20 protein-coding genes are annotated in these 26,081 nt (G+C 34.9%); 18 read left to right on the plus strand and 2 right to left on the minus strand.

All coding sequences use genetic code 11. The annotated features are described in order from the left end of the window. Nucleotides 1-13: 13 nt before the first annotated feature. Nucleotides 14-1,402 carry a YheC/YheD family endospore coat-associated protein gene (locus AC1M36_RS10875; RefSeq protein ID WP_336450742.1) on the minus strand — a complete coding sequence of 463 codons (1,389 nt, stop codon included), beginning with the start codon at nt 1,400-1,402 and terminating at the stop codon, nt 14-16. 725 nt (nt 1,403-2,127) lie between these two features. Between AC1M36_RS10875 and AC1M36_RS10880 the strand changes: the two genes are divergently transcribed. The 14 genes from AC1M36_RS10880 (at nt 2,128) to budA (ending at nt 18,319) form a co-directional block, all read left to right on the plus strand. Further along, nucleotides 2,128-3,264, plus strand: a complete 1,137-nt coding sequence (locus tag AC1M36_RS10880) for a DUF445 domain-containing protein (protein ID WP_479845853.1) — start codon at nt 2,128-2,130, stop codon at nt 3,262-3,264. A gap of 261 nt (nt 3,265-3,525) precedes the next feature. Continuing rightward, a complete protein-coding gene (locus AC1M36_RS10885) occupies nt 3,526-4,026 on the plus strand; it encodes a hypothetical protein (RefSeq protein ID WP_336450744.1) in 501 nt (166 codons plus the stop codon). Nucleotides 4,027-4,239: 213 nt separating this feature from the next. Further along, nucleotides 4,240-4,593 carry a YlbF/YmcA family competence regulator gene (locus AC1M36_RS10890; protein WP_336450745.1) on the plus strand — a complete coding sequence of 118 codons (354 nt, stop codon included), beginning with the start codon at nt 4,240-4,242 and terminating at the stop codon, nt 4,591-4,593. A gap of 336 nt (nt 4,594-4,929) precedes the next feature. Continuing rightward, nucleotides 4,930-5,139, plus strand: a complete 210-nt coding sequence (locus AC1M36_RS10895) for a carbonic anhydrase (protein WP_336450746.1) — start codon at nt 4,930-4,932, stop codon at nt 5,137-5,139. A gap of 160 nt (nt 5,140-5,299) precedes the next feature. Further along, nucleotides 5,300-5,545 carry a hypothetical protein gene (locus tag AC1M36_RS10900; protein WP_336450747.1) on the plus strand — a complete coding sequence of 82 codons (246 nt, stop codon included), beginning with the start codon at nt 5,300-5,302 and terminating at the stop codon, nt 5,543-5,545. 216 nt (nt 5,546-5,761) lie between these two features. Further along, complete coding sequence (locus AC1M36_RS10905) at nt 5,762-8,053, plus strand: ATP-binding protein (protein WP_479845854.1); 2,292 nt, start codon at nt 5,762-5,764, stop codon at nt 8,051-8,053. 32 nt (nt 8,054-8,085) lie between these two features. Further along, complete coding sequence (locus tag AC1M36_RS10910) at nt 8,086-8,745, plus strand: response regulator transcription factor (protein WP_336450749.1); 660 nt, start codon at nt 8,086-8,088, stop codon at nt 8,743-8,745. Nucleotides 8,746-9,084: 339 nt separating this feature from the next. Beyond that, on the plus strand, nt 9,085-11,799 hold the full coding sequence (locus AC1M36_RS10915; RefSeq protein WP_336450750.1) for an adhesive domain-containing protein: 2,715 nt from the start codon (nt 9,085-9,087) through the stop codon (nt 11,797-11,799). A 54-nt stretch (nt 11,800-11,853) separates the two neighbouring features. Further along, nucleotides 11,854-12,201 (plus strand): LPXTG cell wall anchor domain-containing protein, encoded by a 348-nt coding sequence (locus AC1M36_RS10920; RefSeq protein ID WP_336450751.1) that lies wholly within the window; start codon nt 11,854-11,856, stop codon nt 12,199-12,201. 30 nt (nt 12,202-12,231) lie between these two features. Beyond that, nucleotides 12,232-13,017 carry a WxL domain-containing protein gene (locus AC1M36_RS10925; RefSeq protein WP_336450752.1) on the plus strand — a complete coding sequence of 262 codons (786 nt, stop codon included), beginning with the start codon at nt 12,232-12,234 and terminating at the stop codon, nt 13,015-13,017. Nucleotides 13,018-13,071: 54 nt separating this feature from the next. Continuing rightward, complete coding sequence (locus AC1M36_RS10930) at nt 13,072-13,812, plus strand: WxL domain-containing protein (protein ID WP_336450753.1); 741 nt, start codon at nt 13,072-13,074, stop codon at nt 13,810-13,812. 102 nt (nt 13,813-13,914) lie between these two features. Then, the gene (locus AC1M36_RS10935) at nt 13,915-14,943 is read left to right on the plus strand and encodes a WxLIP family cell surface protein (RefSeq protein ID WP_336450754.1); all 1,029 of its coding nucleotides are present in this window, start codon (nt 13,915-13,917) and stop codon (nt 14,941-14,943) included. A 908-nt stretch (nt 14,944-15,851) separates the two neighbouring features. After that, nucleotides 15,852-17,540 carry an acetolactate synthase AlsS gene (gene alsS, locus AC1M36_RS10940; RefSeq protein ID WP_336450755.1) on the plus strand — a complete coding sequence of 563 codons (1,689 nt, stop codon included), beginning with the start codon at nt 15,852-15,854 and terminating at the stop codon, nt 17,538-17,540. Between the two features lie 20 nt (nt 17,541-17,560). After that, entirely contained in the window at nt 17,561-18,319 is a 759-nt protein-coding gene (budA, locus tag AC1M36_RS10945; protein WP_479845855.1) for an acetolactate decarboxylase, read from the plus strand. Nucleotides 18,320-18,654: 335 nt separating this feature from the next. On the opposite strand, the gene AC1M36_RS10950 is transcribed toward budA, so the two are convergent. Then, nucleotides 18,655-19,269, minus strand: coding sequence for a DNA-3-methyladenine glycosylase (locus AC1M36_RS10950; RefSeq protein WP_336450757.1), 615 nt, complete (start codon nt 19,267-19,269; stop codon nt 18,655-18,657). A gap of 136 nt (nt 19,270-19,405) precedes the next feature. Here AC1M36_RS10950 and AC1M36_RS10955 point away from each other — a divergent pair, with 136 nt between their 5' ends. The 4 genes from AC1M36_RS10955 (at nt 19,406) to AC1M36_RS10970 (ending at nt 25,749) form a co-directional block, all read left to right on the plus strand. Then, complete coding sequence (locus AC1M36_RS10955) at nt 19,406-20,278, plus strand: Cof-type HAD-IIB family hydrolase (RefSeq protein WP_336450758.1); 873 nt, start codon at nt 19,406-19,408, stop codon at nt 20,276-20,278. 160 nt (nt 20,279-20,438) lie between these two features. Then, a complete protein-coding gene (locus tag AC1M36_RS10960) occupies nt 20,439-21,929 on the plus strand; it encodes a coproporphyrinogen III oxidase (protein WP_336450759.1) in 1,491 nt (496 codons plus the stop codon). A 342-nt stretch (nt 21,930-22,271) separates the two neighbouring features. Further along, nucleotides 22,272-23,828, plus strand: a complete 1,557-nt coding sequence (locus tag AC1M36_RS10965; protein ID WP_336450760.1) for a fatty acid--CoA ligase — start codon at nt 22,272-22,274, stop codon at nt 23,826-23,828. A 454-nt stretch (nt 23,829-24,282) separates the two neighbouring features. Next, nucleotides 24,283-25,749 (plus strand): glucosaminidase domain-containing protein, encoded by a 1,467-nt coding sequence (locus tag AC1M36_RS10970; protein WP_479845856.1) that lies wholly within the window; start codon nt 24,283-24,285, stop codon nt 25,747-25,749. The last annotated feature ends 332 nt before the right edge of the window (nt 25,750-26,081 follow it).

Here is a 26,081-nt window from a genome sequence, read left to right on the forward strand (position 1 = left end):
AAACTTCCACCTATTATCGGGTGGAAGTTTCATCCTTTGGTAATCGTCTTTTCGAACGAGAAAGACAGCTTTCTGTTAAATATATGGCATACTCGTAAAATAACTGTTTCGTCAATTCATCATATTCTTGTAATTTTTCGGACTGAAAGACAGTTCTTCCAGGTTTAGAATTGGCTTCAAATAACCAAACCTTCCCATCTTTATCTAAACCTAAATCAAAACCAATTTCTCCAATATTTCCTTTCATGCACTGATCTAAAGTAGAACTTAATTGTATGGCTACATCTGTTAATTTATTCGTAATTCGAATACGCTCCGTTGCATCAGGGAAAATATCTTGGAGTAGTTTTACTTCTCCGCCGCTATTTATATGAGTTGTCATACTGCCTTTTCCAGCGATTTTCGCAACGATGGCACTAACTCTCCAATTACCAAAACGATTTTTATTTGTATGAATTCGAAAATCTACCGGTTGCCCACCTATACGTAATAAAACAATTCCTTGCTGGACGATAAATTCTTTTAAATCCTGCCCTTGCATAACGTGATTAATCAATGTTTCTAAAGAGTAATACTTTCGTAATTTATTTTGTTGCCCTTCACGGTAACGACAATAATAACAGCTTTCTGTAGTAGAATAAAAAATTTGATAAATGTTTCGTCCAAAACTACCATGCACAGATTTCATATAAACGTGTTTGTATGATGATAAGAAATGTTCTACTTGTTCGAAGTGCTGAAATGTTTCTGTTTGAGGTAACAGAGAAGCAACTGTTTTTTCATTTATAAGAAGTTCATGTATATTCCATTTGTTGAAAAATCCTGGATTGAACCATGGAATGGCGTACTTTGTTTGTAATTGTTTTTTTGCCCGAATGATAGGTTTATAACTTTCTGCTTGCCGATTAGGTAATCGATCGTAAATAACGTTTGGAAAAGGAACTTTACATTGCACCCAGCTTTCCTCTTTGAAAAAGTAGCCATCAATCGTTTCTTCATCCCAGTTTATATGTTGTGCACCAAATAAGAAAACGAATGGATGTAAAGGGTCGGGCGGGATTAGTAAATCCTTGAAACTGTTAGAGCGATTGCCGACGGGATGGGAAGCGGATTCCGTAAAACCTGTTGTGAAAATACCGATTAGTGGCCCAAGTATAAGGGTTTGATTTTGAATGAAAGCATGCATGGCGGTTGAAGATGGAAGCAAGAGTTCTTTCGCAATCTGTTCGCCTATTATAATTTCGTGAGCATAAGTATAATGAATTTCAATATTTTCACATGCCGTATGTCGCGATCCAAAGGAAAGAAATGTAAGGGGAGAAGTACTAGAAAATATATAAGGCAATGTTAGCGACCTTGGATGATCGGTAGAAATTTGTAATGTGTAAATATGATCTTTCAATATAGTCGTCACTCCTTTTTCAGTTACGGTGTAAATGGGTTAAACCGTAATGGACCATGGGTAGCTTCTTTGGCCCATGAATAATCATGCTGTTTTCTCATTAGCATGTATAATCTCAAGTGCTCTATTTTATCCATTATGTAGAAAGAGAAGAGAGAAATACTCCATTATTTTTTGTTTCTATTGTGAAGTTGCGCGATAGTGGCTTCAATACATTGCAAATATGCTTCCATATCATTATACTGTTGTCCGTATAACGATATTCTATTTTTGGATGATCAATGTTTTAGCAGGCAGGTTGAAAAACGTACAGAAAACCTTTTCTTTTTTAGGTGAGAGAGTTCGGCCATAGATAGGAGCGGTCTGTGCTCTCATGCCAAGTGAAAACAAAGAGAGAGCACAAGTGAAGTCCTCTTTTTGTTAGTCGTAGCTGTGAATGAAGCATTAAGACTGTTGGTAATATAAACTGTGGAAAATCGTAAAAGATAGGTGATGGTTTGTTTTATCCCGCTACTTTAGGGCAGTAATACTCCCACCTCAAAGTTCGGCGAAGCAAAGAAGTTAGGTGGGAGATAAACTGCCCGTAACGGCCCGATTGGTGAGGGCTAATAATCAGTGGGGGATGAAGAAAACCCCCACTGATTAAAGTTTCACTTTATCTTGTCCTTGTAACAAGTTGTAGTAAGATATGTGTATACTTGGAGAAATGGAAGGTTGGTAGTGTAATGAATATGTGGTTAAATATGTTAACGACAACAGGATTAGGAGCAATAATTGGTGGATATACGAACCATTTGGCAATAAAAATGTTATTTCGTCCGCATCGCCCGATTTATATTGGGAAGTTTCGTGTGCCATTTACACCAGGGTTAATTCCGAAACGTCGTGATGAACTTGCTGTTCAATTAGGAAAAATGGTTGTAGATCATTTGTTAACGCCTGAAGGAATCGGAAAGAAATTAACAGATGAAAAATTTCAGCAAGAGCTTATTCAGTGGGCACAAGTAGAAATAGATAAAATTTTGGTGAATGAGCAATCGCTGCGAGAGGTTTTAGAAAAATGGAGTTTGGAGCATGTGGAAGGGGAAACAATCAAAAAAATTGAAAGTATGATTGTGGAAAAAATTGATGCGTTTTTATCACAATATGATACATATACGTGGGAACAAGCTTTGCCTCATTCTGTTCATGAAAAAGTGGAGCAAATGATTCCGAATGTAGCGTCATTTATTTTGGAAAGAGGGATAAGCTTTTTTGAAAGCGAAGAGGGAAAAGAGCGGCTTGCCAAAATGATTGATGATTTCTTTGCTTCGCGAGGTACATTATTAAATTTAGTAGGTATGTTTTTAGGGAATGTAAGTTTAGTGGATCGTCTGCAGCCAGAAGTGATTAAGTTTTTAGGACAAGAAGGAACGAAGCAGCTTTTAAGTGATGTCCTGCAAAAAGAGTGGGAGAAATTAAAGGGAAGAGAAGTGAAGGAACTGGAGTCCTTTATCGAGAAAGAAACGGTTGTAAAATCAATCTTATCAACAATTAAAATAGAGGAAACCGTAAGAGGTTTTTTCAATCAATCTGTTCAAAAAGTGTGTGAGCCAGTTCGGGAACGGGTTGTACAAACAATGATTCCGAATGTAGTGAAAAAAGGTGTAGCATGGGGTAGGCACAATACCGAACAAATCTTGAAAAATTTACGTCTTGCTGAAATTGTACAACAAGAAGTAGCTACATTCTCAACAGAAAGATTAGAAGATCTTGTGTTATCCATTACGAAAAGCGAGCTGAAGATGATTACTTATTTAGGAGCGTTATTAGGAGGGACCATTGGATTGGTTCAAGGTGTGTTGTTGCTTTTTCTCGCGTAATGAAAAACCTTTCTTTTTTAGAGGAGAGAGAGGATCTAGCCATGCATAGAAGCGGTCAGTGCCTTTTTTCGTCCCATGCCAAGTAAAAACAAAAGGACGAAGCGAGTGGAGGTCTTCTTTTGGTTTATATAGCCGTGGTTAAAGTTTCACTTTATAAATAAGCTCTGTTCAAGAATATTGTTGCTTTTCTTGTTAAACTAACGTGGCAGATTAGGGTGATAGGAACAAGCGATAAAATAGGGGAAATGGGGGCTTTCTAAAGTGAAGAGGTTTGGTTATTTAGAAATCTCAAATGATACATTAAAAAAATTAATTAAGAGTAAAGAATTAAGAATTTACAGGGATAAGGAAGAAGCCTTTATCGAACAGAGGGAGGAAATAACCCAATTTGTAATTTTAATTAATGAGAATGGAATATTGTTTCGGGTAGAGAATGCTCCTTTTAACGATGAGGATGATATACACTGGGAAATTGATCGTCTGTCAATAACTGTTGATTTAAATACACAGCAAGAAGAGCTAATTTTTATTAGTAAGTGCCTTAATCCCCAATTGCGTTTATATCGAGAAAATTATGAAGTAGGTTCAAGAATTCAAAATGAAATAGATAATATTGAAGCTGATTCTGCACTGTATATAGGAGCTCAAGATAAATCCATTTTTATTTGTTGTTATAACGCGGCATCACTAGAAATAACATATATTGATGCAATACCGGATGGCTACAGAGAAATTGACATAAAGAAATTTTTATCTAGCTAATGGATAGCATTATTTGAACAAAGAATCACTAAAAGGATCAAAGCCGGTTTTTTTCTTTTGATGAAATATTAATATTATCGTTTAACAAAGTCATAAATAAAGTGAAATTTCTTCACATATAGTGAATAGTTTGTTATTGTAAAAGGGTGCGTATCAAAAGGTACTCAAAGAGCGCGGACATTAGACCGAGCTCGCTAAAGGAGGAAAAATACAATGACAAAAAATATTCATGATGTTGCATATGAATTACAAAACGCAATCGCAGAAAATACAGATTTCCAAGCTTTAAAAGCTAGCTATGCAGAAGTACAAGGAGATGCAGCGTCAAAACAATTATTTGACCAGTTCCGTACAATGCAAATGGGCTTACAACAAAAAATGATGCAAGGTCAAGAAATTACAGAAGAAGATAACCAAAAAGCACAAGAAGTTGTAGCGCTTATTCAACAAGATCCAAAAATCGTAAAGTTAATGGAAGCAGAGCAACGCTTAAACGTTGTAATCGGCGATATTAACAAAATTATTATGAAGCCACTTGAAGAATTATATAGTGCTTATCAAGCTTAATGTAAAAGGCGTTTCCTACGATAGATGGGAAGCGTCTTTTTTATGTATGCTTGTGGTGAAATTTGGGTTTTTTGTTATTCGTTTCGTCAACACGCAAATAAATTTCGGTGAAGTGTTTTGACATGGTGAGTATAATTTAATAAAAGGAATTAATTACATCTAGTAGAATAAAAAGGAAATAGAGTGAAAATAAAATGTATACGCTGTAAAAGGGTTATTACTTTCATAATAGATGAAATGGATCAAAGTTATTTTTTGTTACTCATAATTGAACAGGTGCATCAGAAGGAAACAAGAAGGTGAAGATATAACGATAACATACAAAGGGGGAGTTATATGGAGGAAATAGAAAAAGGTTTTTTAGTAATTCAAGAACTAAAGAAGAAAAGAGCTTATTTATTAAATATGACACCGCCTATATATACATGGGATAAAAAATATCAAAGTTTGTTTGAGGAAATTCATCAAGAATTATTGCATACAGTAAGTGAGAAAATTCATGAGTATCAAGGAAAAACAGTAAATAAAACAACAGAAGGTACATGAACGAGGGCATGTTTTTTTGCGCTTGTTTTGTTGTGTGTTCGCAGAAACGCAAGTATTCTTCGGAGAAACGTTTGTAAATCTTAATTATAATTTAGATATTAACGATTCTATAACCTGTAGGATTATTATGAGTTTGTGATAAGGAAAGAGGTTGCAATGAATGGAAATACCTTTAGATTTACATCGCTTTAAGTTAGAGATAGCATCGAAGAAATTACTTCGTATGATTATAGAGAATACTATTTTTTGTCAGGAATCAGTACCGGTAGTTGATTTTTATATGAATGAATCAACGATTTTAATTAATAATATAAAGGTTTTCACTAATGAGATTGAAATTTATAAGAAAAACAATGAGTTTTATTTAACTGATCGTTTCAATCATACGAAAGTTATATTGTATTAATGTTAGCAGGCTGTTTATTTGAATGTGAAAGATAGACCATATATAATCTCTTAAATGTATGGTAGCCTGCTTTTACATTAGCTATATTGTTTATGTAACTCTACTTCTCCTTTGAGGTAGAGTTTATCTATGTGGTTTGATAAATGTATACGGAATGAAAACTAACTAGCAGGCGAATAGATCCAAAATCATATGGATGGAAAGGAGGTTAGCAGCATGCTAGCAAAGGTATTGAAATACAAGTTGCAATCTTTCGTAATACTACTTTCTTTTATAGCTAGTAGTTACTGCATCAATTTAATAATTGAATATCCTGAAATTGGCATAAAGGTGAAGTATGATGGACAGCAATATGTTATAAGTGATATTGTGCGATATAGTTGGGCGGGAAAACGAGATTTTAAAATAGGGGATGTAATAGAAAAAATAGATGGTAAATCACCGGATGAACATTTTACAGTGCAATCGTATCAGTCAATTGAGCAAGCGAAACAAATATTATTAAAACGGGACGGAGCAATCATAGAACATAACATCCAATATAATCCGTATAGTAAGCAATTATTTTATCATCTTTTAATTCCAGCTGGATTTTATATAATCTGTCTTTTCATGACATTATATCTTTTTGTATCTGTTCCTGAGATGAATGATAGTACAAAAAGTTTATTATATTTTTTAATTGCGCTTGGAATAAGCTTTATTAGTATTATGGCGGCACAAAGGAAGGATATTTTTTCTTTTGTTATGGCATCAATTTCATTGGTGAGTTCATTTAAATTTTTCATTAGGTTTATGAAGTTTTATTTTAAAACAAATCAAACACAATTTTTAACGATGAAGAAACGAAAAGTGGTAGATATTATATCTATGCTACTTATTATAGCAAGTATTGTTGTGTACATGGAATATAATGAATTTGCTACTACATTTACAATCACTTTAAGTAGTATTTTATTTTTGTTTATAGGTTACCTTTTGTTAAGGATTTACTTGAAAAGTAAAAATAGTAATGATTTTAAATTTGTAAAAATTATTATTATAAGCTTTGTAGTATCCGTTATTCCATTTGTCTGTTTATATTTAATTCCGAATATATTTCAGGGAAAGGGATTTATAAGTAGCGAAACAACAGGTGTTTTTTTCATATTTATTCCGGTTTGTCTCTTTTATTTAGTGATTGCGGGGAAATTATTTGATTTTAAATTCATTATTCAGCGTATTCCCTATTATATTGCTTTATCAGTAGGGGTTAATATGTTCTGTGCGGTGTTAGGTATTGTAATTTTTGAAAATAGTGATGAAAATGTAGCGGACTGGGTGAGATTTAGAATTCTTGCTACCATTACTTGTATTTGCTTTTTATTTATAAAAGATTATTTAGATCTGAAGTTAAGAAAAAGTTTATATCATCATCAAAAAGATTATCAATTTAGTTTACATCGGTTTTTACATCAAGCGAAACATGAATATAAATTGTCAAATTTGATTTATAGTATACAAAGGGAATTTTCTGATGTGTTAAAAATGGAAGAGACATGTTGTGTGGAAATAAATAAACAAGATAAATCCATTCAGGTTCTTGAGAGTAAATACGTTCCCCGACAAACACTGGAAAAAGTATTAGATTTTCAATTGGAAACATATAAGGTCGGTTCTATTATAAAATTAGAGGATCATTTTGGATTCGTTCTTTCTACTTCGGCAGAGAAGATGATTATCTTATTATGCAATCATAATGGAAAAGATACTTTAAATGTTGATGAAATGGTTTGGATTGAAACGCTATGCAATTATACGGATTTATTATTAGAATGTTCAAACCAAATTGAAGATTTATTAAAACAGTTACAAGATGTAAAAGATATAGAGCAGCCACCAATGTGGTTATCAAAACTTCTGTTTAAGCTATCAGAAAAAGAGAGAGCGAACTTAGCAAGCGATATACACGATGGTGTCTTGCAAGACCAAATACGCTTGTCAAGAAAATTTGAGTCTTATCATAAACGTATTCAAGATGAAGAGATGAAAAATGTACTTGATGAAATACAGGACGAATTATTAGACCATATTTATACAATTCGTGAAACATGCAATAACTTAAGGCCACCATTTTTATATGAATTAGGGTTACAGAAAGCATTGTTGAATTTATTTAAGAAGATAAATCTAAAGGCAACTTTTTTCTTTTACTATGACATTCCTGAACATATCATTGTTCCTAGTGTAGAACATGAACAAGCGATTTATCGGATTGTCCAGGAACTGTTAAATAATGCCTTGAAGCATTCAAAAGCTTCAAATGTAACAATAAAATTATTTCAAAAAGACCACCATTTATATTTAACTTACGTGGATAATGGTATAGGCGTAGAGTTAGATCAATTTAATTATTCGTATAACACGCTAGGTTTATCAGGAATCGTAACGAGAATTCAAAGTTTAGGTGGAGAAATTACAATGGAATCAAAACTGAATAATGGTTTAAATATAGTTATCAAGTTTTAGGAAGTGTGAAGTGTAGTGAAAGGGTGAAATGTATGATTTCAGTACTGATAGTAGATGATCATGTTGCAGTGGGTTTGGGGACAAAGGCGTTAATTGAACAATATGATGACATAAAAGTGGATGTATTACATGATAGTACAGAAGTAGAGGAAGTGCTCCAAAGTAAAAAGTACGATGTTTATTTAATTGACTTACAGATGCCTAATATAAATGGTTTAGATCTTTCAAAGCAAATACTAAAAATTCACCCAGAGGCATCTATCCTTATTTTTACTGGATATGATGTGTTCTCACATTATAATTTACTGATAGATAGTGGAGTCTTAGGCGTATTAAGTAAGACTTATTCTGAAGAGCAAATTATAGATGCGATTCGGCATGCGGTGAAAAAGGAAGTTGTTTTACCGTATCAACTTATTCAACAGTTAAGAGTAAAAGAAAGTGTTTCGAATATAAAAAATCAAGGTGGAGAAGTGGCAAATACAATATCTTTAAATGAAGATGAAAAGAAGATTTTATTAGAGGTTAGTAAGGGAAAAACGAATAAGGAGCTTGCTGAAATCTTGAACTTAAGTCAACGGTCTGTAGAGTATAAGCTAACAGATATATTTCACAAATTAAAAGTTTCTTCTCGTATGGAAGCAGTGCAGAAAGCGAAAGAATTGTGGCTTATTCCTTCTCTTAATTTATAGTTTATATGAATAAAAAAGATGTTCCTTTCTAAATAAAGTAGAAGGGAACATCTTTTTTTATTTGTAACTTAAGTAAGGAGAATTGTTGTTTTGCGTTGCAACGCAAAACATTTTGCGTGAGGGTACTCTGTTTTTTCGTTTCGTTATTTGAAAATAATGGTTAATCTATGAATAGAGTCAATGCGATCTAGAAATTTGAGAAGTTGCATTGATGTGTAAAGAAAAGGTATCTAAATGGGATGGGAATGCAAAGAAATATAATAGTTAAGTTAGAGAATCGTGTAGGGGCAAACTCATAAAATTTAGGTGCCTTTTAATAATAGAGAAAGGAGGAGTAATTTGAGAAAAGGAGTAAAGCAGCTTGGTAAATTGTGTTTAGTAAGCGGTATTATTTTTACTCAGATCAGTCCTTTGGGTGTTGTATCAACTACTGCTTATGCCGTTACAGATCAAGAGGTATCAACCTTTGTTATACAAGCTGACAAGAATAAAGCAAAAGTAGATGAGGATATCGTATTAAAGGTTGAAAACTTCGGTCCTCAAGCTGAAAAAGTTGAATTGCGATTACCTGATGGAGTGAATTTCAATGAAGAAGCTACAAAAAAATTGAATGAAAACAACAAAGCGATTGAATCTATTCGTTTGGTAGATCATTCAATCATTCAAATTCAAAGAGATTCACAAAGTAAGGAATTAGGTAAAGCCGTTTTATCAATTAAGGCAAATAAACCAGGAGATTTTACATTTGTAGCAAAAGTACAGCGTGAAGGAAATGAGTTAAGGACAAAAGCAGTAAATCTTAATGTTTTGGAAAATGATAAGAAGGTTCTTGATCAGAAAGAAACGAAGCAGTTGGATAACACCTTAAAAGAGAAAAAAGCAAAATTGAAGAAAGAGCCGGAAGAGGTTGGGAAGAAAACCAACACTGAAAGGTTAGACGTTCATCCAAAAGAAGAGGTATCTAGCAAAGTAAAAGAAAAAGCTAACATTGAAGAAAATGTAGAAGATACTTCAAACAAAGAAGTGTCAAATAAAGTGGATGAAAAGGCTGTTAATGGTAAAGGATTAAATGAGAAATCGAATGAAAAGACTGTTAATAGTCAAGATTTAGATAATAACTCAGAGGAGAATCCTGTAGATTCCAATCATATAACGACTGCGGAAGAAGAATCGAATGTTGCAAAGGATAAGAATACAGAAATAGTAGAAAGTGAAAGTCAAGTTGATACTGCTCCGGTAGAATATGCCGTTGGATCTTATCAAAGTATACTTAAGTACCCAGGTGTGAAAGTAATTAATGAAAGAACAGGAGAAGGTCCTTCGATTCCTGGGAAATATGCTTTTCAATTAAGATGGAGTCCAGACGTAAGTTATGAAGTTTCGGGAACTTCGGGCACTTATAGTGCTTATTATAGGTTTCACAATGGTAATGCTAATAAAAGTGCCTATGTACTTATAAAAAATGTTGGGGTATACAATGGAGCATGGATGGATTTACGTATAAATATCTTATCTGTTAATGGTGGTTATATAGATGTATATCGTCCGACTACACGAGGTGCTGCCGATAATTTTTTAAGGATTAATTACCATGGTGCTAAAGGTTCTAGTGCTAATATTTCTTATGAATTTCTAAATCATAAAACTGGAAAACCAACTCCCGTATCTTCGATGTGGAACTTTAAGAGATTAAATAGTTATAAATCAATAGACTTACGAACAGATGGAAACTACTTAACTAACCTATATACGTACGATACAACTGCTATTGCATATCAAGAGAATAGCGATAACACAAGTAACTTTGTTGGGACTGTTGGTGGAGAAAAATTAAATACAAATATGACCATTATATATGATGAGATTGCTGAGCTACCTGTTCGTTTAAATTTAGAAAGAACAGTAGGTTATTTAAAATATGATCGTGATGCAATTTCTAAAGTTGAGATGCCAGCACCAGATGTTGAGGGTGGAACGACTGAAAATGATTCTCGCGAATTTTACTATCATATTTATCAAAATGTACCTTCTCAATCATCCAAATCATATTATGCAAAATCGTTATCTATTGAAAGTGAAGTAGATAAAAGCTTCAAGATTAAAAATGTAGTGGTAACTGATGAAGAGTATAACGATGTTAGTAAATATTTCGATGTAGCAATAATGGGTAATAAAATTATTGCTACAGCAAAATCAAATGTAGTTGGAACAGATCAATTCAATGATAAGTTTTATAGACTTAAGGTAACTGGGGCGATTGTAGAGAATTCGGATTTCATGAAGTACTACAAAAACGGATATCTCGAAATTCCCGTTTCTGCCAAAAACTATGTAGATGGCGATAAAAAGGGACAATTAAGTAACCAGGACATCGCAAAAGTAAAGTACAAAGGTACCCCTACAGGAAAAGCAGTTCCACAAACTGTTAAAGTTGGAACAGATTTATCTAAAATGGATATTTCAAAATTTGTAACAGGCTTATCTGTAGATACAGATGCTGATATTGACAAACCGGTATCTGTGATTAAATTAGAAAATATTCCGAAAACGGATATTCCTGGAGATTATTCTGTTACAGCTGTAATTCGAACTGCGCAAGGAGTAGAAGCAAAAATAAAAGTTCCAGTAAAAGTAATAGAGGGAACTTTGAAGTTAGTAGATGTTCCGAGAACGATTTCTTTTAAGGATTTGACTATTCAATCTAAGCTAACGACTTACAATCCGACTTCAGTGAATGGAAAAGTGACAGTAGCAGATGGAAGAGCAAATAAACAAAAGTGGTATGTATATGTAAAAGAAACAAAACCACTTACGTCTAAAGAGAATGATCAGTTAGTAGGAGCGATGATTTACACAAAAAATGGTACTGACTATACATTAAATAAGGATAATATAGAATCATTTTCACATACTTCCAAAGATGATAATGACTTTGTAGTGAACTGGGCGCAAGATGAAGGGGTTCGACTTCAAGTAGCACCAGGACCAAATGTGAAAGTGAATACAAAATATCAAGGTGAGTTAGAGTGGACATTAACAGATGCTCCTATTTAAGAGGAAATATCTAAAAACAATTTAGATATAAATTTTAAAAAGGGAGAGAATGTGATGATAAAAAGAGGCTTATTCTTGATGGTGTTTATGTTTGCATGGTTAACAAGTTTCTCATGTTATGAAACTGTATTGGCAGATACGATGAGTTCAAAAGCAGGAATTACTTTTTCGAATAGTTATATTCCTTCTACAATCATCGATCCAATCATACCAGATGGTTCTATTTTAATAGACCAAATATCTGATGACCAGGTGAATGAGAAGGTGTTACCAAAAACAGGTGGGCATTCGTCCTTCCCAATTCAATATGTGGGGTTAGGAAGTGTGTTAGCAGCTTTAGGTATTTTCGTAATACTAGTTAGAAACAATAATAGGGAAAATAGAAACAATGTTTCTATTTAATAAATAAACTTACAATAATGGAGGCAAGTTATGAAATTAGCAAAATTAGCATTAGCAGGTGCAGTATCATTAACAACATTAGCAGGAGGAACATCAGCATTCGCAGAAGAAGCTGGAAAAATGAACTCTTTAACGGATGTAACTTTTACAGAAAATAAAGAAGTTACAAAACCAATTAACCCAATCGATGAAGAGGAAGAAGTAACAACACCTGGAAATCCAGATGATCCAAAAGACCCAAAAGATCCCAAAAACCCAGATGATCCAGAAAATCCAGATGATAACAATCATGAAGATGGAACACAAGGTCCATTAAGTATTGACTATGTATCTAACTTCCACTTTGGTAAGCATGACATTTCTGGTAGTGACAAAGTTTACTATGCAAAATTAGATATAGTAAAAGGTAAAGATGGCGGAAATAAAGAGGTTCCAAACTTCGTACAAGTAACAGATAACCGTGGTACGAACAAAGGATGGAAACTAACTGTAAAACAAAACGGTCAATTTAAAGCAGGTAACGAAGAATTAACAGGTGCTGAAATGAAGTTAAGCAATCCATTTGTAAACTCTGCAACGGATAAAAAATATGCTCCAGAAGCAAAAGAGGTAACATTAAATCCAGATGGCTCTACACAAGAAGTAGCAACTGCTGCAGCTGGTAAAGGTATGGGAACATGGACAACTGCTTATGGCCAAAATATTGAAGAAGGTTCAAACAGCATCAGCTTATCTGTACCAGGTACAACTGCAAAAGTAAAAGATGCGAAATATAAAGCATCATTAACTTGGACTTTAGAAGATACACCACAATAAGCTAGAACAAATTAAAATAAAACGAAATAGTAAATAAAAAAGGAGATAAAGAATATGAAATTAACAAAATTAGCGTTAGCAGGCGCAGTATCATTAACAACATTAGCGGGAGGAACATCAGCTTTCGCAGCAGAGAAAGATGGAGGAACGCTAAATTCAAACGCATTTATCAAATTTGAAAAAAATACAACTACTGTAGATCCAACAAATCCAACAGACCCAACTGAAGTAGTAGATCCAGTGGTTGATCCAGAGAATCCAGATGATACTCATGATAAGGGAACGAACGGCCCATTAAGCATTGATTATGTATCAAACTTTAACTTTGAAACACAAAAAGCATCTGGTAACAATGAAGTATACTATGCAAAATTAGATACAGTGCAAAATAAAAAGGGCGAACAAAAAGAAGTACCAAACTTTGTACAAGTAACAGATAACCGTGGTACAAACGCAGGATGGAAATTGTCAGTAACACAAAATGGTCAATTTAAAACTGAAAAGGGTGCTGAATTAACAGGTGCTGCTTTAACATTAAAAAATGGTACATTAAATTCAGCAGCTGGAAGCGATGCTCCAACAGCTGCACAAAATATCGCATTAACTCCAGGTGTAGCATCTGATGTGACAACTGCTGGGGAAGAGCAAGGTATGGGAACATGGACAAACGCTTTTGGTAAGGACGCAACTCAAGGTAAAGAAAGCGTAGAGCTAACTGTACCAGGTAAAACGAAAAAAGAGCAAGATAAATATAAAACAACTCTAACGTGGGAATTAAAAGACGCACCTATGTAATATTGCCTATGTAGGTACAATGAACAAAGAGATAAAGATAGGTTTCCTATCTTTATCTCTTTCGTTTGTATATTAAATGATGAAATATAGGAGGAACATAATATGAAGTCTATGAAAAAAATACTTGTTAGCTTATTAACTATTGTATTTCTTTTTAATATTGCAGGCATGAAGGCACATGCAGCAGAAATGAAATTTGCAGTAACAGCAGTGATTCCAGAAAATCAGGTGGATAAAAATCAGACGTATTTTGATTTAAGAGTGGAGCCAGGGCAAAAACAAACGCTTCAAGTGCAAATGAAAAATGATACGGATAAAGAAGTTGTCGTAGAAACACATGCAAATACAGCTATTACAAATAGTAACGGAATTACTGATTATAGCATGATTGACCCTCAACTCGACTCTACTCTTAAAATCCCATTTTCCAAAATTGCCAAAGTACAAAAAGAGACAAAAATCCCAGCTAAAAGTACAGTAACATTAAATGTAAATATTGAAATACCAAATGAATCTTTTGATGGGGTTATTTTAGGTGGATTGTATTTTAAAGAAAAAGAAGATGAAAAAGAAAAGAAAAAGTCTAAAGAGGTACAAATTGAAAATAAATATGCATATGCAATTGGTGTTGTATTAAGAGAAACAGACACCGTTGTAAAACCTGATATGAAATTAAATGACGTAAAGCCAGGACAAGTAAATGCACGTAACGTAGTAACAGCGAATTTACAAAATATCAAACCAGCTATGTTAAAGAATTTAAGTGTAGATGCAAAGGTATATACGGAAAAAGGAAAAGATGTTCTGCATGAAACAAAAAAAGAGAATTTACGTATGGCACCGAATTCCAATTTCGATTACGCAATTAGCTGGGATAATAAGGCATTAGAGCCAGGCACATATCGCTTAGAAATGAAAGCAACTGACGGAGATCAAAAGTGGGAATGGACAAAGAAATTTACGATCGAAGGGAAAGAAGCGAAAAAATTAAATGACAGAGCAGTAGAAGCGAAAAAAGATTATACACTTTACTATATTATTGGAGGAGTGTTGTTACTAATCTTATTACTAGCGTTTGTGTTTTGGTTAGGAAAGCGCTCGAAGAAAAAAGAGGAACAGAAAGAAAAATAAGTTAGAGCTTAAGTAGAGGGAGCTTAATATCTCCTTTACAAACACTGCCTATAATTTAGGTAGTGTTTTTTTGTTTAGGGAGAATTGATGTAGAAAGAGAAATGATACATTGGAGAGGCGAAACAATTGTATTACATAAATGCTAACTTCGGAAATTGCGCAGCTACCCTTCATTGTTGCGAAATAACATTGCGCCCGCGCGAAAAGAGTTTTCGGTGAAATGGTTGCAACCTAACAGTATAATGTAATTAAAGGCAAAACAATCACTCGCGAGAATTAAATTACTTAATTTACTACCTTGAATTAAGTGATTTAGTAACTGTTTTGACGTATCTTTACTTCTCTATCAAAGTGTGAATAGAGTTTACAAGTGTGTTGGGTATCTAGTGCTTTTACTATTTTCAATTTTACCCCTAAATAAATTTAAAATACGAAAACTAGATACCCGAATCTTTCCTGCTTTTATAAACTTTGTAACAAGAACTGACGTTACCCTTGTTATTATTGATAAATATAAGTTAGGAAAATTTTGAGTAAGTGAGTTACTCTAATCTCTTAAATTTCTATACATCGTAGTGATAGAAATTTCTACTTACCTTTTTCATCTGTTGTTAATTTAGAAAAGAGCCTTCTATATGGAAGGCTCTTTTTCGTATTTGTATAGCTATAATAATTGCAGTTTGTACGTGTGTTTTAGTAGTTTGAAATAATAAATAAAATGTAAAGGTTTTCATTTTGTATTGTCAAAATAATGTCAAATTCATATTATTGGAAAAGTAATACATTTATAATATAATAATTAACAAGATATATTACACCATGTTAATTAACTAGGTGTAATATATCTTGTTAAATTACATAATAACTAGCTTTATTGTACACGATTTTGACATAAAGGAATGATTAGTTTGAGTACAGATGTAAAAGCAAGCAACGTGAAAACTAAAACAAAAGGAGCCGATCTTGTTGTCGATTGTTTAACAGAGCAAGGAGTTACGCATGTTTTCGGTATTCCAGGGGCAAAAATTGATTCTGTGTTTGATGTGTTAAAGGAACGTGGACCAGAGTTAATCGTTTGTCGTCATGAACAAAATGCAGCATTTATGGCAGCGGCAGTTGGAAGATTAACAGGAAAACCAGGTGTATGTCTCGTTACATCAGGACCAGGAACATCAAATTTAGCGACAGGTCTTGTTACTGCTACGGCAGAGAGTGATCCCGTTGTTGCTTTAGCGGGTGCAGTGCCGCGTACAGATCGTTTAAAACGTACGCATCAATCTATGGATAATGCTGCACTATTCGAACCAATCACAAAATATAGCGTAGAAGTAGAACACCCTGATAATGTACCAGAAGCACTGACAAATGCATTCCGAAGTGCAACTTCTACTCATCCGGGCGCAACGCTTGTGAGCCTTCCGCAAGATGTGATGACTGCTGAAACGTCTGTTTCATCTATTGGTACGCTTTCTCAGCCGCAACTTGGTATCGCTCCCACACATAAAATTACAGCAGTTGTAGAACAAATTAAATCTGCAAAATTACCAGTTATTTTACTTGGTATGAGAGCGAGCACAAATGAAGTAACAAAAGCAGTTCGTGAATTAATTGCTGATACACAATTGCCTGTTGTTGAAACATATCAAGCAGCTGGAGCAATTTCACGTGAATTAGAAGATCATTTCTTTGGACGCGTTGGATTATTCCGCAATCAACCAGGTGATATTTTATTAGAAGAAGCGGATCTCGTGTTATCTATTGGGTATGATCCAATTGAGTATGATCCGAAGTTTTGGAATAAGTTAGGTGATAGAGAAATTATTCATCTTGATGATCATCAAGCCGATATCGATCATGACTATCAACCAAGTTCTGAATTAATTGGTGATATTGCATTAACTGTAAATAGCATCGCGCAGCAATTACCGAAACTTATTTTAACAACGAAATCAGAAGCGATATTAGATCAATTACGTGCGAAATTATCAGAACAAGCCGAAGTACCAGTTCGCGATTCAGAAGGGCTTACACATCCACTGCAAGTCATTCGTACACTTCGTTCCTTAATTGATGATGAAACAACGGTGGCATGTGACATCGGTTCCCATTACATTTGGATGGCGAGATGTTTCCGTTCATATGAACCACGCCGATTATTATTTAGTAACGGTATGCAAACGTTAGGTGTTGCACTTCCATGGGCAATTGCAGCGACATTAGTGGAACCAGGTAAGAAAGTTGTTTCTGTTTCTGGAGACGGCGGTTTCTTATTCTCTGCAATGGAATTAGAAACAGCGGTACGTCTTAATGCTCCGATTGTTCACCTTGTTTGGAGAGATGGTACATATGATATGGTGGCCTTCCAACAAATGATGAAATACGGCAGAACATCAGCAACGGAATTTGGTGATGTTGATATTGTAAAATATGCAGAAAGCTTCGGTGCTACTGGACTTCGCGTCAATCAGCCAGAAGAGTTAGAAGATGTGTTAAAAGAAGCATTGAAAGCAGAAGGCCCTGTAGTTGTAGATATTCCAATTGATTACCGTGATAACATGAAATTGAGTGAAAAATTACTACCGAACCAATTAAATTAGTGATAAAGGGGTAGAAAAACATGAGTATGGCACAGTTACTAGATATAGATGCCAAAAAAGTGAAAATGAATAATGAAGTATATCAAACATCAACAATGCTAGCTTTATTGGATGGTATATATGATGGGATCATCAATTTTGAACAGTTAAAAGAACACGGTGATTTTGGCATCGGTACATTCGATCAATTAGATGGTGAAATGATTGCTTTTGATAGGGAGTTTTATCATTTACGTTCCGACGGTTCAGTAGAAATGGTAGCGCCGGAAGAAACAACACCGTTTGCGACTGTAACGCATTTTGAGAAAGAAATGAGCTATAAAATTGAACGTTCGATGAATCGTGAAGAAGTAGAAGCTTTATTACAAGAACTTATGCCAAGTAAAAATTTATTTTATGGTATTCGCATGGACGGCACATTTCGTGAAGTAAGAACGAGAACAGTTCCGCGTCAAGCAAAACCATATACACCGCTTGTTGAAGTAACAAAATCACAGCCGATTTTTTCTTTCGTAAATACAAAAGGAACAATGGCCGGATTTTGGACACCAGATTATGCGCAAGGTATTGGGGTAGCGGGTTTCCACTTGCATTATATTGATGATGAGCGGAGCGGGGGCGGACATGTTTTTGATTTTGTTGTAGACAACTGTACCATCCAAATTTGCCAAAAAGCACATATGCATTTAGCACTCCCAGAAACAGCTGATTTTATGGCAGCGAATTTATCGAGAGAAAATCTTGAAAATGATATTGCGACTGCAGAAGGTGCGGAGTAAAAAAGAAAGCGATATTTTGAAAAGATTCTTTTTCATGAAGAACCTTTTTGTGTTATGAGAAATGAGATTTAAGAGTATAACTATGTTTCGTGAGATCATATAAAGAAACTTGTTATATGTGGAATCTGATTGTTTGTTAAAAATTTGATTGGTGGAAATCTTGGATAAGTGTAACCAAAAGCTGTATTCATTAAAGATCTCCTATATTTTGTTGTCTATAAACCCTATATACCGTAGACTCAATAGCGTGAAAAGCGACAAAAAACCTCCTTACGTATAAGGAGGTTTTTTGCTTATTTTTTATTTGAAAGTCACTCTTATATCATATATACGTTTTACTTCGAAATAAATGGATGTTTATCAAAATAAAACCGCCAAGGATAATGAACAGCTTCTTCTGCATAATCAATATTGATACGGGGTCCAGCCATAATCTCATATTGAGAAGATAAGTGTTCTTCTTTAGAGACTAATTCAATATATAATTCATCACCTTGCAGTGATAAGCCGCGTTCTTCTAACGTAATGCCAAGTGCACGGCATAGTTTCCCAGGGCCATTTGTTAAGTTTTTGTATTGTGCTTTCGTAAGCTCTGTTTTACCATAACGCGCCATTTTCATTTCTTCTATTCCATCGACGGGTTCTAGTGCCCGGATCAGAACGCCTTGCGGGGTGCCGACTGGAGCCGTGATGACATTAAAACAATGGTACATGCCATAAATAAGATATACATAAGCATGTCCTGGTGCGCCAAACATAACTTCCGTCCGCTCCGTGCGTCTTCCGCCATAGCTATGTGCCGCTTTATCATCTGGTCCTTTATATGCTTCGACTTCTACAATGAATCCACTTCGCTTTATCCCATCGACTATATGTACAAGCTTATGCCCAAGTAGCTTTTTAGCAACTTCTAATGTATCGCCCTCATAAAAAGAAGGAGGTGCTTTCATATCGGTATCTCCTTTACTAATGATATACGTATATATTAAACCAAATTTGTGTGCGAGATTCTAACTCGTTCTAATTAATAAATTTCTTTCATAAATTAGGGATAGGGTAAAAGCAGCTAAGAGGAGGGAATACGACATGATTTATCGCTTGTTGGCTCTTAATATAGATGGGACACTCGTGCAGAAAAATGGGAAGATACCAAAAGGAACACGAGAAGCTCTTGATTTTGTAAAGCGAAAAGGTGTGTATGTTACGCTGTTTACAAGCAGGCACTTTCAATCTGCTCATAAAATAGCGAAGTCATTAAAACTAGATTCCATATTAGTTACGCATAGCGGCGCTTTTATTTCTGCTTCATTAGATAAACCGCTCGTTCAAAAACGATTATCAGAAGAAAAGACGTTTAATATTGTGCAAGTACTGGAACATTTTGAATGTAATGTCCGGATTTCACATGAACGTTTTTCTATCGGTAACCGTGAGCGCAATACACCGAATTTAATTGCCCGTACTGTATTATCAAGCACAGAACCACTATTTTATCCTGTTCAATTTGTGGATTCATTAGGTGATGCACTTCGCGATCAGCCTGTTGCAGCTCCGAAAATTGATGTTGTGTTTTCAAGTAGAGGAGAAAAAGACCGTGCGCTCAAAACATTGAAAAAAGCATTTGAAAATGTGGAGTATATAGAATCTGGTGGGGGAAGGATAGAAATTCTTCCGCTGCATGTATCAAAATTAAGAGGGTTACAATTATTAGGAGAACACCTTGGAGTAGAACTGAGTGAAATGGTGGCAATTGGAGATAGTTTGGAAGATTTAGATGTCATTGCGAGTGTTGGATTGGGAGTGGCAATGGGGGATGCACCTATTCCAGTGAAGCAAGCAGCAGACTGGATTACGCGTTCCAATGGTGAAAACGGAGTGGAATATATGATTAAGGAACATTTCCGAAAGCAATTTCCAATTCCATTTTTAAAAAATCATTCACAGGTTCATAAACGGTGATAGGGTTTCTAAAAAACGTAGCTTAAAAGCTACGTTTTTTAGTGTCTTTATTCCACAGTTTTGTGAGGCTTTTCCGGGAAAATGAGGTAAAAGCTTCTGTATTGACCTGTACACGCCCTTCAAGTAAACTAAAGAGAGTTTACAAATGAAAAGGTGATAAGTGTTGTTAATTTCAATAAAAACGTTACAAGATGATCGTTTTCTACGTCCGCTGCAAAATATTAGCGGCTTATTTTTTGAAGAAAGCACGATAGGATTTGAGAAAGAAGATGCGAATCTTATTGTTGAAATACAGATAGAAGGAAACGTGACAGCTTCAGCTCGTTTAACAGACGCCCAGACTGGTGATATATATGAAGAAACGTTTTCAAAAGATTTATCTTCTTTTACAGAAGAAAAAGAACGTATGAAACAGGTAAAGCATGTCGTTTCTTATGTGTATCTTTCTGTTTTACAGCAGTTAACTGGAATTGAACAGAGCTGGGGAATTTTAACAGGGGTGCGACCAACGAAACTTCTTCATAAGATGCTTCAAAATGGTATGTCAAAAGAAGAAGCGCATAAAGAACTTCGTGAAAGCTATTTAATTCATGAAGAAAAGATTGAACTTCTGCAGCGCATTGTTGATTGCCAATTAGCAGTTGTTCCAGATTTATATCGTTTAAAAGAAGAGGTAAGTATTTATATCGGTATTCCGTTCTGTCCGACAAAATGTGCATATTGTACATTCCCGGCGTATGCGATTAATGGACGTCAAGGATCAGTTGATTCTTTCTTAGGCGGTTTGCATTATGAAGTTCGTGAAATTGGTAAGTTCCTAAAAGAAAAAGGTGTTAAAGTTACAACGATTTATTACGGCGGCGGTACGCCAACAAGTATTACAGCAGAAGAGATGGACATGTTGTATGAAGAAATGTATCAATCATTCCCAGATGTAACAAAAGTACGTGAAGTAACGGTTGAGGCAGGTCGTCCAGATACGATTACGCCAGAAAAGCTAGAAGTATTAAATAAGTGGAATATTGACCGCATTAGTATTAATCCACAGTCGTATCATCAAGAAACGTTAAAAGCAATCGGGCGCCATCATACGGTGGAAGAAACGATTGAGAAGTATCATCTGGCACGTCAAATGGGAATGAACAATATTAATATGGATTTAATTATTGGTCTTCCTGGTGAAGGATTAGAAATTTTCAAACATACGTTAGATGAGACAGAAAAGTTAATGCCAGAATCATTAACAGTTCACACATTATCATTTAAGCGTGCTTCTGAAATGACGCAAAACAAGCGTAAATATAAAGTGGCAGGCCGCGAAGAAATTACCGCGATGATGCATGAAGCAGAAGAGTGGACGAAGAATCATAATTACGTACCATATTATTTATACCGCCAAAAGAACATTTTAGGTAACTTAGAAAATGTTGGCTACGCAATGCCTTCGCAAGAAAGCATTTATAATATCGTGATTATGGAAGAAGTACAATCGATTATCGGTCTTGGTTGCGGTGCATCAAGTAAATTTGTGCATCCAAAGACAGGGGCAATTACGCATTTCGCAAACCCGAAAGATCCGAAATCATATAATGATGGTTATATCAAATATACAGAAGATAAGCTTGAAATTTTAAAAGAGCTATTTTCTTAAGAGAAGGGACTGGCCTGAAGTTTCGCATGTTGCGAGGCTTTAGGTTTCAGTCTTTTTTTTATAAAAACCATTTCTTTTGGGTAGGAGAGAGCGTCCGCCCATGCATAGAAGCGGTCAGTGCCTTTTTTAGCGCCATATCAAGTAAAAACAAAGGTGGAAAATGAGTGGAAATCTGCTTTTGTTTTTCAAAGCTGTGATTTGGATGCTAGAAAATCAAAATGAATCTATGTTTGTAAAACAGTGTCGAGAATGATCAGAAAAAGAAGGTAAAAATGTAGAGGAAATGTCAACTTATAGACGAAATGATAGATTTATGAAAGTTAAAAGGGGGTATAGTTTGGCATGTATATGACGATTGGGAGGATTTTTGATTTAACGGTTGGCAAGTATCCGAATAAAGAAGCGTTAGTAGAACCAGAAAGGAATATTCGCTGGACGTATAAAGAATGGGACGAACAGGTAAATAAAACGGCGCATGCTTTGCTTGCAGAAGGTGTGAAAAAGGGAGATACCGTATCTGTTTATTTATATAACTGCCGTGAATTTGTAAACGTTTACCTCGCTTGCGCTAAGATCGGCGCAATCTTCAATCCGATTAATTTCCGCTTAAAAGCAAAAGAAGTAGCTTACATTCTTCAAGATGCGTCTTCAAAAGTTGTTGTATTCGAAAAAGCTGTTGAACAAACAGTTGCGATGATTGAACGAGATTTTCCAAACAGTTCTTTTTGGTACATAGAAGATCATGCACCTTCATATGCTGCTTCTTATCATGAAAAAGTAAATGCAGCGTCATCTGAACCGGTGGATATTGTTATTGAGGAAACAGATTATTGCTCAATGCTTTATACAAGTGGTACAACAGGTCATCCAAAAGGGGTTCTGCATCGTCATCGTGAAATGGCTGAACATAGTATGATTTGTACGTATTTCTTAAAATATAACCGTGATAGCGCCGGTCTTGCTGTAGCACCGATGTACCATTGCGGTGAATTAAATGCTGGTATTATACCAAGGATTCAAGTTGGCGGGAAAAATATTATTTTACACCATTTTGATACAAAGACGGTATTACATACAATTGAAAAAGAAAAAATCACGACATTCTTTGGTGCGCCAACGATGTGGAATATGATGTTACAAGAAGATTTGTCACAGTATGAATTAAGATCGATGAAAATTGGGATATACGGCGGAGCAGCGATGGCACCGGCACTTGTAAAAGAATGTAAAGAACGTTTGCATATTGATCTTGTTCAAATTTACGGAATGACAGAGATGGGTCCGGTTATTGCATTCTTGGTAGAGGAAGATCAAATTACGAAAGCTGGTTCAGCTGGAACACCTTGTTTTAGTCACGAAATTCGAATTGTAAAACCGAACGAAGAGGGACCGGCAGAACCAGATGATGTACTGCCGCCGTATGAAGTCGGAGAAATTATTTCACGTGGACCAACGATGATGGCAGGATATCATAATCGCGCGGAAGCGACAGCAAAGTCTATATATAAAGGGTGGTACCATTCAGGTGATCTCGGTTATTTTGACAAAGATGGTTATCTATATGTAGCAGATCGCGTTGACGATATGGTGATTAGTGGCGGAGTGAATATCTATCCGCGTGAAATTGAAGACTTCTTGCATAGCCATCCTAGCATATTAGATGTGGCTGTACTTGGTGAACCGGATGAGTTGTGGGGGGAACGCGTTGTTGCGGTAGTGGTCAAAAAAGAGGAACATATTACAGCAGAAGATTTAGAAAGGTATTGCAAAGAAAGTGATGAATTAGCTGACTATAAACGTCCGCGTCACTATATATTTGCAGATGAGCTACCTCGTAATGCGAGCGGGAAATTGCAGAAGTTTGTGTTGAGAGAATCACTAAAGGGTGCTAAAAAGTAAAATAATAGCTTTTCAATTTGTTTTATTACAAGTTAAGATATTTTTTGAAATTCTTTGTTAAAGAGAAGATTTATAAAATGTTGCATATTATAAAAAGGATAGAGAAAGCAGAAAATATTTATGCTTTCTCTATCCTTTTTTGTACTACATATAGCTTTATTATCATAACGTTTAGGTTTTACTACACTAGAATTTTTTTAAGAACGTGCAGTGTTTTCTACAAATTCTTTTATTTTCATGCTTAATACTGAATGTGTACTTTAGTATATGAGTTTGTATTCTCCTTTAAGAAAGTTCATTTCACGAACAATTATATAAAAATATTAATATGAGTTATTTTAACGGTAATTATTAGACTTTTATGATATTTTACTTGTTTTTTGTTCGGTTCTTGTTACAATAGTAGTTTGGTTCATATGAAACTAAAAACTACTAAAAGGAGAAGTATTAAGAAATGTTTAAAAAATCTGCATCAATTGTCTTAGCATCTAGTATACTTTTTATTCCTATAAAAGGACTAGCTGAAACCGTACCAACTTACAATACAGCAACTACAACAAATAACACTGTCCCCCCAAAAAAACAATCTGGATGGATTCAACAAAATGGTACATGGTATTACTTCAATCTAGATGGAACTGTAGCAAAAGGTTGGTTACAAAACAGTGATACTTGGTATTTCTTAAATTCAAGCGGAGCTATGCAAACAGGATGGGTATTTGATGGTAGCGCTTGGTATTACCTAAATTCTAGTGGAGCTATGCAAACAGGATGGGTATTTGATAGTGGAGCTTGGTATTATTTAAGCTCAAATGGAGCTATGAAAACAGGGTGGCTTCTCGAAGGTAACCAGTGGTATTACCTAAATTCTAGTGGAGCCATGCAAACAGGATGGGTATCTGATGGTAGCGCTTGGTACTATCTAAACTCAAATGGTGCTATGAAAACAGGATGGCTTCTTGAAGGTAACCAGTGGTACTACTTAAATTCAAATGGCTCGATGAAAACTGGTTGGCTACAGGAAGGAAGTGCATGGTACTATTTACAGTCAAATGGTGTTATGCAAACTGGATTCGCTTCTATTAATGGAGAAACATACTATTTCAATAACAGTGGTACTTGGATTCCTAAAAATAAAATTACCGCTACTTCATACATAAATCTTGATTTAACGTATGCTTCAAATGTTACTGGTAAAGAAATTGATGCCGATATTAAAAAGTATCAACCAGATAGTCCATTAATTGGACATGGAGCTGACTTTGTTGCAGCTCAGGCTAAGTATGGTGTTAACGCGCTTTATTTAGCGGCACATGCTATTTTGGAATCTGGATATGGTAAATCTGAAATCGCATATCGCAAACATAATTTATTTGGTTTGCGCGCTTATGATTGGGATCCGTTTAAATATGCGAAATATTTACCAACTTTCGGTGATAGCATTGCCTATAATGCCGATTATGTAAGAGATAAATATTTAGAGGAAAATGGATCATATTATTATGGGCCTACATTACAAGGGATGAATGTGATGTATTCAACAGATCAGGAATGGTCTACCAAAATCGCAAAAATTATGGAACGTATTAAACCTTTCCAAAAGCAAGATTATTTATATGCAACAAAATTACCTAAAAATCAAAATACATTAAATGTTGACGGACTTTCAAATAACATTCCATATAAAACATATCAACAAGGGGCGACAGCAAAAGCGAAACAAGCTACTTCTTATTACGTGGTGCCATATCCATTTGATGGAGAAATTAAAAGTCAGTCTGTTACAGCAAACGTCCAAAGTACATTAGCATTAGGCAAATCGGTATATGTTTATCGCGAGGATCCAAACGGATGGATTGAATTTTCATTTGAAAAAAATGGGGATAAATACTGGGTATTAAAAACTGGATTAAACATGTAGACGGCACAACTTTTAGGAAAAAGCTACAAGAGCCATAGCTTCTGAGGAAAGTATGATGCATTTTTACTTAAGTAAAGATAGAAACTCCAATCAGCCGAGCGCCTTTTTCAAAAAGGTCTTGGCTTTTTTGTATGCGTTCATTCTTTTTTTGAATAGAACCGGTGCACATAGTGTGAAAAACAATGTACCATTTCTTCTTTCGTACATTCACCTTGTATGTACGAATTTTGCCACCATATTTGATTCTTGTGTATGAAAGCGGGGTGGAAATATGTTTCTTATTACATGAGGCTATGTAGAAGTCTTATCAAATAAAAAAGTACAACACTACA

The sequence above is a fragment of the Bacillus sp. Medicinal_06 genome, from assembly GCF_056711665.1.